The organism is Pararhizobium sp. P1_E7 (genome assembly GCF_056405855.1).
The window spans coordinates 178,485-192,240 of sequence record NZ_JBFUBH010000006.1 but is presented as its reverse complement, the minus strand read 5'-3'; the positions used below and the strand labels follow the sequence as shown (position 1 = coordinate 192,240).

The 13,756-nt window shown below is 61.7% G+C and carries 16 protein-coding genes; 8 read left to right on the top strand and 8 right to left on the bottom strand.

The window, feature by feature from the left end; all coding sequences use genetic code 11:
* Window positions 1-244 precede the first annotated feature (244 nt).
* The gene (locus AC1D17_RS09600) at window positions 245-1,411 is read left to right on the top strand and encodes an MFS transporter (RefSeq protein ID WP_477565172.1); all 1,167 of its coding nucleotides are present in this window, start codon (window positions 245-247) and stop codon (window positions 1,409-1,411) included.
* Window positions 1,412-1,560: 149 nt separating this feature from the next.
* On the opposite strand, the gene AC1D17_RS09595 is transcribed toward AC1D17_RS09600, so the two are convergent.
* Complete coding sequence (locus AC1D17_RS09595) at window positions 1,561-1,956, bottom strand: DUF2780 domain-containing protein (protein ID WP_477565171.1); 396 nt, start codon at window positions 1,954-1,956, stop codon at window positions 1,561-1,563.
* A 282-nt stretch (window positions 1,957-2,238) separates the two neighbouring features.
* Here AC1D17_RS09595 and AC1D17_RS09590 point away from each other — a divergent pair, with 282 nt between their 5' ends.
* Entirely contained in the window at window positions 2,239-3,792 is a 1,554-nt protein-coding gene (locus tag AC1D17_RS09590) for a helicase HerA-like C-terminal domain-containing protein (protein ID WP_477565170.1), read from the top strand.
* A 141-nt stretch (window positions 3,793-3,933) separates the two neighbouring features.
* On the opposite strand, the gene AC1D17_RS09585 is transcribed toward AC1D17_RS09590, so the two are convergent.
* Window positions 3,934-4,356, bottom strand: coding sequence for an organic hydroperoxide resistance protein (locus tag AC1D17_RS09585; protein ID WP_264222044.1), 423 nt, complete (start codon window positions 4,354-4,356; stop codon window positions 3,934-3,936).
* Between the two features lie 154 nt (window positions 4,357-4,510).
* Between AC1D17_RS09585 and AC1D17_RS09580 the strand changes: the two genes are divergently transcribed.
* Window positions 4,511-4,972, top strand: a complete 462-nt coding sequence (locus tag AC1D17_RS09580) for a MarR family winged helix-turn-helix transcriptional regulator (protein WP_477565169.1) — start codon at window positions 4,511-4,513, stop codon at window positions 4,970-4,972.
* A 266-nt stretch (window positions 4,973-5,238) separates the two neighbouring features.
* Here the strand turns inward: AC1D17_RS09580 and AC1D17_RS09575 are convergent, their stop codons facing one another.
* Both AC1D17_RS09575 and AC1D17_RS09570 read right to left on the bottom strand, forming a co-directional pair.
* Complete coding sequence (locus AC1D17_RS09575) at window positions 5,239-6,027, bottom strand: L,D-transpeptidase (protein ID WP_477565168.1); 789 nt, start codon at window positions 6,025-6,027, stop codon at window positions 5,239-5,241.
* A gap of 201 nt (window positions 6,028-6,228) precedes the next feature.
* The gene (locus AC1D17_RS09570; protein WP_477565167.1) at window positions 6,229-8,535 is read right to left on the bottom strand and encodes a sensor domain-containing protein; all 2,307 of its coding nucleotides are present in this window, start codon (window positions 8,533-8,535) and stop codon (window positions 6,229-6,231) included.
* A gap of 179 nt (window positions 8,536-8,714) precedes the next feature.
* Here AC1D17_RS09570 and AC1D17_RS09565 point away from each other — a divergent pair, with 179 nt between their 5' ends.
* Together AC1D17_RS09565 and AC1D17_RS09560 are read left to right on the top strand one after the other, a co-directional pair.
* A complete protein-coding gene (locus tag AC1D17_RS09565; RefSeq protein ID WP_477565166.1) occupies window positions 8,715-8,870 on the top strand; it encodes a hypothetical protein in 156 nt (51 codons plus the stop codon).
* 105 nt (window positions 8,871-8,975) lie between these two features.
* A complete protein-coding gene (locus AC1D17_RS09560; RefSeq protein ID WP_477565165.1) occupies window positions 8,976-9,641 on the top strand; it encodes a glutathione S-transferase family protein in 666 nt (221 codons plus the stop codon).
* Window positions 9,642-9,651: 10 nt separating this feature from the next.
* Here AC1D17_RS09560 and AC1D17_RS09555 read toward each other — a convergent pair whose 3' ends face one another.
* A complete protein-coding gene (locus AC1D17_RS09555) occupies window positions 9,652-10,554 on the bottom strand; it encodes a LysR substrate-binding domain-containing protein (protein WP_477565164.1) in 903 nt (300 codons plus the stop codon).
* A gap of 62 nt (window positions 10,555-10,616) precedes the next feature.
* Between AC1D17_RS09555 and AC1D17_RS09550 the strand changes: the two genes are divergently transcribed.
* Both AC1D17_RS09550 and AC1D17_RS09545 read left to right on the top strand, forming a co-directional pair.
* Entirely contained in the window at window positions 10,617-10,844 is a 228-nt protein-coding gene (locus tag AC1D17_RS09550; protein ID WP_477565163.1) for a hypothetical protein, read from the top strand.
* 112 nt (window positions 10,845-10,956) lie between these two features.
* Window positions 10,957-11,328, top strand: a complete 372-nt coding sequence (locus tag AC1D17_RS09545) for an MmcQ/YjbR family DNA-binding protein (protein ID WP_477565162.1) — start codon at window positions 10,957-10,959, stop codon at window positions 11,326-11,328.
* Here AC1D17_RS09545 and AC1D17_RS09540 read toward each other — a convergent pair.
* Together AC1D17_RS09540 and AC1D17_RS09535 are read right to left on the bottom strand one after the other, a co-directional pair.
* Window positions 11,325-11,945 carry a glutathione S-transferase family protein gene (locus AC1D17_RS09540; protein WP_477565161.1) on the bottom strand — a complete coding sequence of 207 codons (621 nt, stop codon included), beginning with the start codon at window positions 11,943-11,945 and terminating at the stop codon, window positions 11,325-11,327. The genes AC1D17_RS09545 and AC1D17_RS09540 overlap by 4 nt on opposite strands.
* Before the next feature lie 95 nt (window positions 11,946-12,040).
* Window positions 12,041-12,412, bottom strand: coding sequence for a DUF4406 domain-containing protein (locus AC1D17_RS09535; protein ID WP_477565160.1), 372 nt, complete (start codon window positions 12,410-12,412; stop codon window positions 12,041-12,043).
* A 103-nt stretch (window positions 12,413-12,515) separates the two neighbouring features.
* On the opposite strand from AC1D17_RS09535, the gene AC1D17_RS09530 reads away from it, so the two are divergent.
* Window positions 12,516-13,268: a DeoR/GlpR family DNA-binding transcription regulator gene (locus AC1D17_RS09530; protein ID WP_477565159.1), complete on the top strand. Its 753-nt coding sequence runs from the start codon at window positions 12,516-12,518 to the stop codon at window positions 13,266-13,268.
* A gap of 13 nt (window positions 13,269-13,281) precedes the next feature.
* Here the strand turns inward: AC1D17_RS09530 and AC1D17_RS09525 are convergent, their stop codons facing one another.
* Window positions 13,282-13,755, bottom strand: a complete 474-nt coding sequence (locus AC1D17_RS09525; protein ID WP_477565158.1) for a GNAT family N-acetyltransferase — start codon at window positions 13,753-13,755, stop codon at window positions 13,282-13,284.
* Between the last annotated feature and the right edge of the window lies 1 nt (window position 13,756).

Below are 13,756 nucleotides of genomic sequence, written 5' to 3'. Positions count from 1 at the left end.
GCAGGATTTGCAACCTAAGCCACCGAGACGACCGGCGGCTTAGGTTGTTGACAAAGTCATTATTGGCATGTCTTGGCAAATCACTTGCCCGGAAAAACTATGTTTGGGTGAGTTCAGACATCGCAGAAGTATAAATAAGCAATCTCTAAGATTTTTCATAATAAGCCCGCCCTGGGATTTCGCCGCGGCACATGTTCGGATAAGAGAGGGCTGGCCGAATGTTTAAATGGCCGCGGGGATTTTCATGCAGCCATCACACACAACCGCCGACTTCATGCCCGATTGGGCGGCGATCGTCGCTGTCATTCTTGGCGCGTCTGCCTTTTCGGTGGCGCAGGGCATCACCTATCCGCTGATTTCTCTGACACTGGAAAGCCGCGGCGTGACGCCGGCGATGATCGGCTTCAACGCGGTCGGCTTCGCGCTCGGCCTGGCTGCCTCGACGCTACTGATCGGCCAGCTGACGGCACGGCTGCGCACCGACAAGCTGATCATCGTCAGCCTTGTCGGCTGCTCGCTCTGCCTTGCGACGTTTGCGGCGACCGCCTCGCTGCCCGTCTGGTTCCTCGCCCGTTTCCTCCTCGGTTTCTTTGCCAGCCTGATCTTCATGCTCGGCGAAGCCTGGATGAATTCCGCCTGCCCCGACCGGCTGCGCGGCCGCGTTTCGGGCCTCTACGGTGCCGGCGTCTGCGGCGGGTTTGCCGCCGGTCCGCTGGTCATTCCGCTGATGGGCACCGAGGGCGGCTTCGGTTTCGCGCTCACCGCCGTCTATGTGGCGCTCGTCGCCTTTGCCACCGCCGTTTTGACGCTCTCGACCCGCACCACGCCCGAGGCCTCCTCGACGCGGGATGTGTTCGTCTTCTTCGGCAAGGCGCCGCTGCTGGTTGCCATGGTGCTTGCATTCGGCTTTGCGGATATCGCGGCGATCTCGGTGATGCCGGTCTATTTCGTCAAGACCGGCCATTCGCAGGCGTTCGCGGCACTCAGCGTCACGGTTCTGGCCTTGCCGACCGCATTGGCGCAGCCGTTCATCGGCGTCCTGCTCGACCGGCTGCCACGCCGGCGCGTGGCCATCGCCATGGGCGGGATCGGCGCCATCGCCTTTCTGATCATTCCGTTTCTGACGTCGCCGATTGCCATTCTTGCCGATTTTGCGCTGCTGGGCGCTGCGAGCTTCTCGCTCTACACCTGCGCGCTGACCATGCTCGGGGAACAGTATCGCGGCGGAATGCTGGTGGCAGGCAGTGCTGCCTTCGCCCTTGCCTATGCCGTCGGCAGCGGGGCCGGATCGGGCGCGACGGGATCGATCATGGACCTGTTCGGCGCCCCGGCAGCGCCGATCAGCGTCGGCCTCGTGCTGGTGATTTTTACGCTGTTCATGTCTTTCGCCATGCCGTCGAAAGCGGCCTGACGGCTCACTCTTGCACCGCCCTCATCGAGCGGTTCACCGGTGAAAAATGAAGAGCCGCGCACCACCGGGTCAAGGAGGCGTTACTCCAATTCCCTCAAGTGCGCGGCCAGATCGCTTTCGGACAGATCGTCCGCTATGGCTGCGGGATATCAGACGAACTGGCTGAGGCCGGGAACCGAGGCGACGACTTCATCGACAATTTCAGCGCCGGCCTTTTCCTTGGCGTAACCGATGGTTTCCTTGGCAAGCGACGTGATTTCGCCCATGCCAAGACCTTGAGACATCAGCTGCTGGCCGAGCGCCATGACGCCGCCACCGGCACCGACTGCACTGAGCAGCCCGCCGAGCAGGCCACCGCCGCTGGAACCTTCGCCGTTGAACTTCGCGACCATCTCGTCGGCGCCGGGAATGGCTTCGATCATCTTGGCAACCGGACCGTCGGCTGCCTCGCGCTGCAGGAAGCCGAGCATCATGCCGATGGCCTTTTCCGCCGTTGCCGGATCAATGCCAACATTTTCCGCAACGCGGTTGACCAGTTCGTTCATGGGTGATTCTCCTCGTTTATTTGACGTGAACGTCAAGGTAAATTATCTCGAATGGAAACTCAAGCGCCGTTCGGATCGGGCATCCACAGCGTAAGATCCCGATGATCGTTTCATGCCTTGGTGGCAATTACAATGCGGCCATCCGGCACGTTGCCGCCGGCTTTCCTGCCAATCCTCCTGTTGCCGGTGGCCGGTACTCCTCCTATAACAAGCATCAGAAAACAATGTGATGAAGGCTGGCGAACCGGCGGCCTTCATTGGCAAAATGGAGACAAGGCCCACATGCTTGAGGACGGGAAGCTCTATATCGGCACCAGCCGCAAACCGGACGACACGATCAACAAGGGCGAATATCTGGATTTCAAATTCGGCAATCGCCACGGCCTTGTCACCGGCGCCACCGGCACCGGCAAGACGATCACCCTGCAAATTCTCGCAGAAAGCTTCTCCAATGCCGGCGTGCCCGTCTTCTGCGCCGACGTGAAGGGCGATCTTTCCGGTATCGGCGCCATCGGCGAGCCGAAGGACTGGGTGGCGAAACGGGCCGAGCAGATCGGCTTTACCGATTTCGCCTTTCAGGAATTCCCGGTGATCTTCTGGGACCTCTACGGTGAAAAGGGCCACCGCGTGCGCACCACCATGTCGGAGATGGGGCCGTTGCTGCTCTCCCGCCTGATGAGCGCCACCGATGCGCAGGAAGGCGTCATCAACATCGCCTTCAAGATCGCCGACGAGGGCGGCCTGCCTCTTCTGGATCTCAAGGATTTCCAGGCGATGCTCAATTACATGGCCGAAAACGCTACAGCGCTTTCGGGCAAATACGGCCTGATCTCAAAGGCTTCGGTCGGCTCCATCCAGCGCGAACTGTTGATCCTCGAGCAGCAGGGCGCCAAGAACTTTTTCGGAGAACCGGCGCTGAAGGTTTCCGACATCATGCGCACCACCCGCGACGGCCGCGGCGCCATCTCGGTGCTGGCCGCCGACAAGCTGATGATGAACCCGAGGCTCTACGGCACCTTCCTGCTCTGGCTGATGTCGGAACTGTTCGAGGAACTGCCCGAAGTCGGCGATCCCGACAAGCCGAAACTGGTGTTCTTCTTCGACGAGGCGCACCTGCTGTTCAACGATGCCCCGAAGGTTCTGCTGGAGCGCATCGAGCAGGTCGTCCGCCTGATCCGCTCCAAGGGCGTCGGCGTCTATTTCGTCACCCAGAACCCGCTCGATGTGCCGGAAACCGTTCTGGCCCAGCTCGGCAACCGCATCCAGCATGCGTTGCGCGCCTATACGCCGCGCGAGCAGAAGGCGGTGAAGACGGCAGCCGATACCTTCCGTCCGAATCCGGATTTCGACTGCGCCACTGTCATCACCAATCTGGGCACCGGCGAAGCGCTGGTCTCGACGCTCGAGGGCAAGGGTTCGCCCTCGATGGTCGAGCGGACGCTGATCCGCCCGCCGTCCAGCCGCCCCGGCCCGCTGACCGAGGCCGAGCGCGCCAACATCATGAGCATCAGCCCGGTTGCCGGCCAATATGACAAGGATGTCGACCGGGAATCCGCCTATGAACTGCTCGCCCAGCGCGCGGCAAAAGCAACCCAGCAGGCAGAAGAAACCCGCGAGGCCTCGGAAGCCCCGCCGCCTGCAGCCCCCGGCGGCAGCCGCTGGACCCTGCCCGGCTTCGGCGACGACGCGGCTCCGGCCGAACCCAAGCCAAAACCGCGCTCCGGCTACCAGCGTGAAACCGTGGCCGAAGCCGCCATGAAATCCGTTGCCCGCACGGTCGCCTCCTCGCTCGGCAGGGCGCTGGTGCGCGGCATTCTGGGAAGTTTGCGGCGGTAACAGCTGCAGGGATTTGAAATGGAAAACGGCGGCCCGTGATGGAGCCGCCGTTTTTGTTTGCCGTCAAATGTGCGCCGCCCGGCAGACCGGTGGCGCCACAATGATCTCGCGCCTCAGGGCACGAAATAACCCGCGGACGCCTCAGGCGAGCTTGGCCGGGATTTCCGTTGCGGTGCGCAGGGCGTGGCTGTAGGGGCAGACGATATGGGCGGCGGCGACGAGTTTTTCGCCGGTTTCGCGGTCGATGCCCGGCAGGCTGACGGAGATCGACGGGCTGATGTAGAAGCCGGTGCCGTCATCGCGCGGGCCGATGCCGACCGTCGTGGTCACCGTTGCATCTTCCGGGATTTTTACCTTTTCCTTGCCGGCGACGAATTTCAGCGCGCCGAGGAAGCAGGCGGAATAGCCGGCGGCAAACAGCTGCTCGGGATTGGTGCCGGTCGCACCATCGCCGCCGAGTTCCTTCGGAACAGTCAGCGTCACATCGAGAACACCGTTTTCACTCACGGCGTGGCCGGCGCGGCCACCGGTTGCGGATGCCTTGGTCGTGTAGAGAATGGGCATGTCTGTCTCCTTGGTTTCTCAAGCGGTTGATTGCAGGGCAAATCGTTGCCTGAATTTTCAATAGCGCATTATTTAATTGTACGCAATATAATTTTGCAAATTGCAAAATCTTCCCTAAGCTGCAACAATACGCAGTATGACCGGTGATAACGACATGCGTAAGGACGATCTGAAAGAGGGCGATGCCCTGGCGCTTGGCCAGCAGCTCTGTTTTGCCGTCTATTCCGTGGCACATGCTTTCAACCGGACCTACAAGCCTCTGCTTGAAAAGTTCGGCCTCACCTATCCGCAATATCTGGTGCTTCTGGCGCTCTGGCAGCAGGACGGGATGACGGTGAAGGGGATAGGCGAGGCGCTGGGTCTGGATTCAGGCACGCTTTCGCCGCTGCTCAAGCGGCTGGAAACCGCCGGTTTCGTCAGCCGCATCCGCGATAAAAGCGACGAACGCCAGGTGATCATCACGCTGACACAAAAGGGCGTGGGACTGAAGACGGAGGCATTCGGCATCCTGACCGAGATCGGCAAGGCGATGGGATGCAGCATGGCGGAAGCCGCCGCCCTGCGCTCGGCGCTTCATAATCTCAACAATCAGCTTGGTGAAAACCAGCAAGCCTGAGGAGGCGCCGACGGCGCCGCGCGTCATTCATGGCGCCAAAGGACATGACACATCATATTTCTGCGCTGGGTTGCCCCTCACCCTAACCCTGTCCCCGCTTGCGGGGAGAGGGGATGACGGAGTTTGCCGCTTGCACCTTCTCCCCGTCAAAACGGGGAGAAGGTGCCCGCCATTCGCCTTAACGGAGAAGGGGCGGATGAGGGGCCATTGTCGTGTACGGAAGGAATGGCGCATCTTGGGCGATGCGCCAGCTTTTTTCAGATCGCTCAGATCACCAGAATGGGTGCGCCGGTGCGAACGCGGCCATAGAGATCGATGACATCCTGGTTGATCAGGCGCACGCATCCCGACGAGACAGCCTTGCCGATCGATTGCCATTCCGGCGAACCGTGCAGACGGTAAAGCGTGTCCTCGCCATTCTGGAAGATGTACATCGCGCGCGCGCCAAGCGGGTTATCGAGGCCCGGCGGCATGCCGCCATTGGCAATCGAGTATTTTGCCAGATGCGGCTGACGCGCGACCATTTCGTTCGGCGGCTTCCAGCGCGGCCATTTCTGCTTCCACTGGATGACGCCCCTGCCCGACCAGGCAAATCCTTCGCGGCCGATGCCGACGCCATAACGCATGGCCGAACCGTTGGAGAGAATGAGGTAGAGGAATCGCTCGCCGGTATCGACGATGATCGTACCGGGACGTTCGCCGAACGTGTTGTCGACCTCTTGGCGGTAGAAGCGCGCATCGATCTGCTCGTAGGGCACCGCCGGAATGTTGAAACCTTCGTCGAATTTGGGGCCGTACATCTCGGCATAATAGGCCGATTGCGGCGGCAGGCCGCTCGGGGTCATGCCATCGCCAACCGGACCTTCCAACTGAGCGCCATAGCGCGGATCGGCAAAGCGGCCCTCGAGCGCAGTATTGCGAAAATAGGGCGCGGTCTCGGCGCGGAAGCGGTCCGTGTTCATCGAGGACGCGCATCCGGCAAGGCCGGCAGAGGCGGCGGCAAGCCCGGACATCGCGAGGAACTGCCGGCGGGAAAGAGGTTTTGAGAGGGTCATTGAACTCTATATATTCCGTTGACGCAGATTGGCGAGCACGCGGCCCCAAAAAGCCGCGCAGAATTGCATCCCGGCAGTGCGCCGGTCCCTGCCACAAGTATGGCAATTGCGGCTGGAACGGGGCTTGCGCCTGTCAAGCGGCCTCAAGGCCTAACGAGACGGTCCGGGCGATGCAAAAACAGCACAGAAACCAGCCGGACTTTACCGCGCGAGCAGGGATACGAATGCCGCGGGCCCGACCGGCCGGCTGAAGAAGTAGCCCTGGATATCGTCACAGCCGCTGGCCGCCAGGAAATCGACCTGCTCCTGCGTTTCCACGCCTTCGGCAATCACCTGCATCTGCAGCTTTTGCGCCAGCGAGATGATCGCGCCGGTGATCGCCCGGTCGTCGGCGTCGCCTGGAATATCCTGGACGAAGGAGCGGTCGATCTTCAGGCGGCGGACGGGAAAGCGCTTCAGCGCGCTCAAGCTGGAATAGCCGGTGCCGAAATCGTCGATGGCAAGATGGACGCCGAGCGCTTCCAGCTCATGCATGGTGGCGATCGCCGAGGCGACATCCTGCATGATCAGGCTCTCGGTCAGCTCCAGCTCGAGATAGCAGGCCTCCAGTCCGCTTTCCTGAAGCGCTTCGGCGACCCGCGACACCCAGTTGCGTTCCTTGAACTGGCGGGCGGACACATTGACGCTGACGACAATCGGCGGCAGGCCGGCATCCTGCCAGGCCTTGTTCTGGCGGCAGGCTTCGTTCAGCACCCAATCGCCGATCGGCACGATCAGGCCGGTTTCCTCGGCCAGCGGAATGAAATCGCCTGGCGAAATCAGGCCGCGTTCCGGATGCTGCCAGCGCAGCAGCGATTCCGCGGCAAAAATACTGGCTGTCTTCAGGTTCATCTGCGGCTGGTAGTGCAGCACGAATTCGCCGTTGGCGACCGCATCGCGCAGCTCTTCGTGACGCCGCAATTTCTCATGCGCCTTGGCCGCCATCTGGGCGTCGAACACCTGCAGATTGTTGCGGCCGGCCTCCTTGGCGCGGTACATGGCCGAATCGGCATTGGCGAGCAGTTCCGTCGCGCTCTCGCCGTGCTCGGGATAACAGACCACGCCCATCGAACAGCTGACCTGGAGGCTGCGCCCGGCAAGCACCACCGGCGCACCGATCGCCGTGCGGATCGCCTCCAGGCGGGCCAGCATGATGCTGCTTTCGGGCGGCAGGCTGTTGAGCAGAATGATGAATTCATCGCCGCCGACCCGCACGATCATGTCCGATTTGCGCACGCAGGCCAGCATCCGGCCGGCGACCACGCGCAAAAGCTCATCGCCGGCATGATGTCCAAGCGTGTCATTGATCAGCTTGAAATTGTCGAGATCGAGGAAGGCCAGCGCTACCCACTGGCCGGTCACACGGGCGTGTTCCAGCGCGCTGGCAACGCGCTCGTCGAACAGAACCCGGTTCGGCAAGCCTGTCAGGGCGTCGTGATGCGCCATGAACTGGATGCGTTCCTCCGAGTGGCGCCGCTCGATGGCAATGCCGGCAAGGTGTGCCGCCATCGAAATCAGGTCTATCTGGTCGCCCGTGGGAGCGCCGGGCTCATGCGAATAGAGGGCGAACGTGCCGAGCACCCGCCCCTGATAGGAGAGGATCGGCATCGACCAGCAGGACCGGTATCCGAGGGGCCGGACCAGGTCCGCATAGTCCTCCCAGAGCGGATCGGACTGGATGTCGGCAACGAAGACCGGCTCGCCGCGAAAGGCCGCCGTGCCGCAGGACCCGACCTTGGGTCCGATGGCGATGCCGTGGATCGCCGCGCAATAGGCGTCGTCAAGCCCCGGCGCAGCCCCCGTCAAAAGATGCCTCTGGTCGGGTGACAAAAGCAGGATCGAGCCGATAATGCCGGGTAGATGAGCCTCGATCATCACGATCAGCTCGTTGAAGAAATCGGGCAGCGGCGTGCTCGTGGCAATCAGTTCCAAAAGGCGGGCCTGTCCAACGAGAAGGCGCTCGGCCCGCTTGCGATCGGTGATATCGCGCGAAATGCCGACAAGGCCGATGGTTGCCCCCTGCTTGTCGCGCAGCGGCACCTTCGACGTCATCAGCCAGCGCTCTTCCTTGCTGACCGCATTGCGCTCCTCGATACCGAACATCGGCTCGCCGGTTTCGATCACCCGGCGCTCGGCCTGCTCGAAATGGCGCGCATTGTCCGGCGTATGGATATCGTAGTCGGTCTTGCCGACGATCTCATGGGTTTCGCGAAAACCGTTTTCCGTGGCCGTCGCCTGGTTGACGACAAGAAAGCGGCCGTCAAGATCCTTCGCGTAGATATAGTCGGGAATATGATTGATCATCGACTCAAGCCAGTAATGGCGATCGGCGATGTCGGGTGCGGGGCCGAACATGCGCGAGACCTCCGCCGCCAACCGCTGGCTTGCCGCGATCAAGCGCTGCGTGTCGTCGTTGCTGGCAACCCTGGCTTGGCTATCCCTTTGATAACGGCCTAAACTCTTCGTCAAGCAAGCCTCCAAGGACGGGCGCACCGTTTAAGCCGTCTCTTCCCTGTTCCCCGCTCCGACATCTAGCATCCATAAGTTATTCTTCCCTAAACGGAGCACGGCAAAACAAACGCATTCCGTACAGTATCGGCACAGACATCAACCCATGATGGCAATACTTCGCCCATGGCATATCGCTTTTGGCATATTGGCACTGGTATGATTTGTGCTTCGTCAACGGCAAGGGCGGCGCCATTCTCGGCTATCGGCGGGACGACAAGGCGGCGGGGGATCTCCCGACAGGTGGAGGCGACGACTGCTCGCATTTCACCCTCACCGGCAACCACGCGGCATAAGAGCCGTCACATCAAAAGATTTCATGGCTGATATCACCGCTATGCGCTTCAAGCCTCGGCGCGCTTGGCTTAATTTGCGGCGAAAATTTGAGCCGAGGGACAGACATGCTGACGATCTACGGAGTTTACTGCTCACGCGCCTCGCGCAACTACTGGATGGCCGAAGAACTCGGCATTCCCTTCCAGTCCGTGCCGGTGATCCAGGCGCGGCTGCTTGCCGATCCGCTGGCCGCCGACGCAAGGATCAACACGAAATCGCCCGCCTTCCTTGCCGTCAACCCGATGGGTCTCATCCCGGCCATCGAGGATGACGGGCTGGTGCTCGCGGAATCGCTGGCCAACAACCTCTACCTCGCCCGTAAGCATGGCGGTCCGCTTGCCGGTGCCGATGTGCGCGAAGAGGGCGAAATGACCGCCTGGACGCTCTGGGCGGCAACCGAGGTCGAGCCGTACACCGTGAAGATCGTGCTGACCTACGACAATGCCCAGGAAAACACCCCGGATGGCAAGGCCTTGATCGAGACCTGCGTCAAGGGGCTGGAACGGCCGCTGAACCGGTTGGAAGCGCATCTGCAGACGCAGGATTATGTCGTCGGCAACCGCTTCACCGTCGCCGACCTCAACCTGGCGGAAGTGCTGCGCTATGCCACGGGCGTGCCCGGCGTTTTTGACGCATATCCGCGCATAACGGCCTGGATTGCCCGCTGCCACGCCCGGCCCGCTTTCGAAAAAATGATGGCCGGCCGGAAAAAGGAAGCGCAAGCGGCCTGACGGCCGCCGCTCATTGGAAGCCGAGGCGCTGCATGCTTTCGGCGATCTCCTCGCGCACCCATTGCTTGAAGGCTAGAACGGTCTTGGTTTCGCGGCGCGACGGCGGCGTGACGAAATAATGCGCGAACCCCGTCTTCACCCGGACGGAGTACGGCGCCACCAGGCGGCCCTCGATGAGGGAATAGCCGGCCAGCGTCTGCCAGGCGAGCATGACGCCCTGGCCGGCGATCGCGGCATCGAGGCAGAGCGAGGCATCGTTGAAGACATGCCGCGCCGTCATCTGTTCACCCGACAGCCCCACCGCGCGCAGCCATGTCTCCCAGCTGAACATCGAGCGGCCGTCGATAACAGCCGGGGTATCCAGAACATCGCGCGGTGTCTTCAGTTTTTCTGCAATGGCCGGCGAGCAGACGGGAAAGACCTCCTGCTCCAGCAGCAGCTCTGCCTTGACGCCGGGCCAGTTGCCGGAACCGACGCGGATACCGACATCGACGCCGGCACTCTCCAGATTGACCAATGCCGTCGTCGCATCGATGCGCAGGCGGATATCGGGATGTTTCTCGGTAAAATGATCCAGCCGGTGCACCAGCCACCGTGCCGCGAAAACCGGGGCGACGGAGATGGTGAGGATGGTCTCGTCCCGCCTTTTCGCCGAGGCCACAGCCTGATCGAGCGTTTCGAAACCGCTGGTCAGGCGTAACAGGAAGCCTTCGCCGAAAGGGGTTACCCGCAGACCGCGCGGGCTGCGCTCAAACAGGATGCGGCCAAGCTGTTTCTCGGTCTTGATGATCTGCTGACTGACGGCGCCAATGGTGACCCCCAGTTCCGCGGCCGCAGCCTGCAGCGAGCCGAGGCGGCCGGCGGCTTCCGCCGCACGCAATCCGTTGAGGTGGATGGCATTGAGGTCCTTCATATAGTTTTTCTATATCACGTGCGCGGCAATCTCAATTGAATTTGCTGATGATGAGGAGGATTATGGCTTCATCGAAGAAGGACGGTGACGCCATGTTGAAGATTTTCTCGATACTGGAGCAATTGCTTCCCTCCCCGGTCGATGACGGCACCGACACAAGCTGGTCATGCGACCTGCTGCGCCATCCCGACATCGCCCGGATGGACGCACGCGAACTGGGCGACCTGCCCTTCCCCGGCAAGGCCGTTCGTCTGGCATCAAAGCAGCCCGGCGAAGCCTGTCCGGCCTGACGCTTATCTCCCTGACACCTGCCTCACGGGCCGCTGAACCACGGCCCTGCACCACGCCCCTTGAACCGGGTTTCATTTCATCGGAAACTGCCCGTGAACGGCGGGCAAGACGATGACCGGCAATCATGAAACGGATTTCGAGCGGGTAACGCGGCTTGCCAAGGCGGCAGGCCTGCCCGAGGTTGCGCCCGCAACCTCCTACGGAACGCCGGCACTTCAGGTGCGGGGCAAGATGTTCGTGCGCCTCAAGGAGGCGGGCATTCTCGTCGTCATGTGCGCGCTCGAAGAGAAAGACATGCTGATCGAACTGGCGCCTGAGCTCTATTTCGAAACCGCCCATTACAGCGGCTGGCCGGCCATGCTGGTCCGGCTGCCGGCGATCAGCGACGAGGACCTGACACAAAGGCTGATCGCCGCCTGGCGGCAGAAGGCCTCGAAGCGGCTTGCCGCCGGTTTCGTTGCATCCGGGGCGCTTCAAACTTAGCCGGCAGCGACGGACAGGACCTTTTTCACGGCCGGACGTTCGGCCATGCGCTGGCTGTGTTCGTAGACTTTCGGAAAACGCCTGGGATCGACACCGTCCCCTTCCAGCCAGCCGGTGAAGGTGAAAAGATAGGGGTCGGCGATCGAATAGGTTTCCCCCATGACCCACGGACCGGAAAACATGGTGTTTTCGATCAGTTCGAAACAGTCGCCCATGTTGCTCGCGACCTTCAGCGTCATGGCCTCGATCACTGCCGGATCATCCGCCCAGCGGCTGCCGCGGCGCTTGTGCGCGTGGGCGACATGCACGGTCGAGCAGAGGTAGGAATTGAAGGACTGGATGCGCGCAAACGCGAACGGATCCTTCGGGACGCCGATCGGCGTGTCTTCAAAACTCTGGCCGATATAGGCAAGGATGGCGGGAGATTCGGTGATAACCCCACGATCCGTCACCAGCGCGGGAACGCGGCCTTTCGGGTTGATGCGCAGAAAATCGGGCGAACGCTGCTGTTGCCTGGCGAAATCGACCCTTTCGGCCTCATAGGCAGCACCCGCCTCCTCAAGGGCGATATGAGACGCCAGCGAACAGCTGCCCGGCGAAAAATAAAGCTTCAACATCCCGTTCTCCATCCCGTTTGCCAGCGGCGGGCCGGCAGGTTCCGGCGCAATTGATACCAATCGCGCCGGATGTTTTCCAGCCGCTTCCGCTGCGATCACGCCATCGTGGTCACGGTGCAGCCCGGCACGTCTTCCAATCGGAAATAGACCGGAATTCCACGTTCGCGGGCGATCCGCACGTCGTTGTCGGCGCCCTTGCTATCGCCCGGCAACCGCAGAACGGCCTCGCACAGCTGCAGAAGCCGCCCGGCGACGGGATGGAATATCTGCTCGTAGAGGTCGTCGCCGACCGCGCGGCCGCCCGCCGCATGCCAGATCGGCAATGCAACCCATTCGCCGATCATCGGCACATGACCAGCCTCAAACAGGGCATGGGACGGCGCTTCCAATCGCTTGAGATTTGCCGCCATCTTCTCCGGGTCGTCACCGGTGCCGGACCGATACGGCCCGGCGATCAAAATCAGCATGATTTTCTCCGTTTTTTTGCACGAAATATCCTGATAATTCTGGATATTTCGTGATAAATCATGCAGTATCGTGCAATAGTCAAGAAAGATTTTGGGGACGAATATGCTGACTTCACAACGGCGGGCGCTTATTTCATCGCGACTTTCCAGCGACGGGCAGATCGTCGCCGGCGAACTGGCGCAGGAACTTAACCTGTCGGAAGACACGATCCGGCGGGATTTGCGCGACATGGCGGCGGCGGGGCTGTTGAAACGGGTGCATGGCGGCGCATTACCGGTGACGCCGCCGCTTCCGGATCTGGAGACACGCCGGGCGATGTCCACCGATGTCAAGAAACGGCTGGGGCGCAAGGCGGCCGAACTGGTGCGCGCCGGACAACTGATCTTCATCGACGGCGGCACGACCAACGCCGAACTGGTGCGCGCCCTGCCGCGCGACATTGACCTGACAATTGCAACGCACAGCCCGGCGATTGCCGGGTTGCTGGAAAAGCACCGGGCCGAGGTGATCCTGATCGGCGGCAGGCTTTACAAGCACTCGATGGTGACGACCGGGGCTGCCGCCCTTGGGGCGATCGGCATGCTGCGCCCCGATATCTTCTTCCTCGGCGCCACAGCGATCCATCCGGCCCACGGGCTGTCGACCGGCGACTACGAGGAAGGCGCCGTCAAGCGCGCCATTGCTGCACGTTCGGCAGAAACGGTGACACTTCTGACAGAGGAAAAGTTCGGTGCCGTCTCGCCGCACCACATCGCCGGCATCGAGGATATGGCAAGCCTGATCATTCCCGCCGGCATAGGTCCGGGCGTGCTTGCGCCCTACAAAGGCAAAGACGTGCAACTTATCGAGGCGTAATCTCGGCGCCCTGCTAAGATGGCTCGCCGATCCGCTTGCTCATGTTAATGCCCGTGGTTCGGAAACCCGAGGTCTTGTAGACGTGCTGGGCACGCTCGTTGTCGGCTGCGACGCGCAGGCGGATTTCGCTGATGCCGTTCTCGACAAGGCGCGTTTCGAGCGCGTCCAGCGCCTGCCGGCCGTAGCCCCGCCCCTGATGAGCGGCGAGGATATGGAAATCACTGATGAAGGCCGAACACGCGGCCGGATCCGGCCGATACCAGAGATAACCAACATGGTCCTCCGCCTCGTTCACAATCCAGAGCAACACCTCGCCCGGGGTCTGCGGCCCCTCGGGCAAATCGTCGGCGATCTCACGGCTTGCTCGCGCAAAGGCTTCCGCCTGCGAAAGCCCGTAGTTAGCGGCAATTTCAGCGGCATAATCCGGGATGAAATAGGCCAGATAAGCGGCAAATTCCGTTGATTTCATGGGGCGCAAGGCAATCATC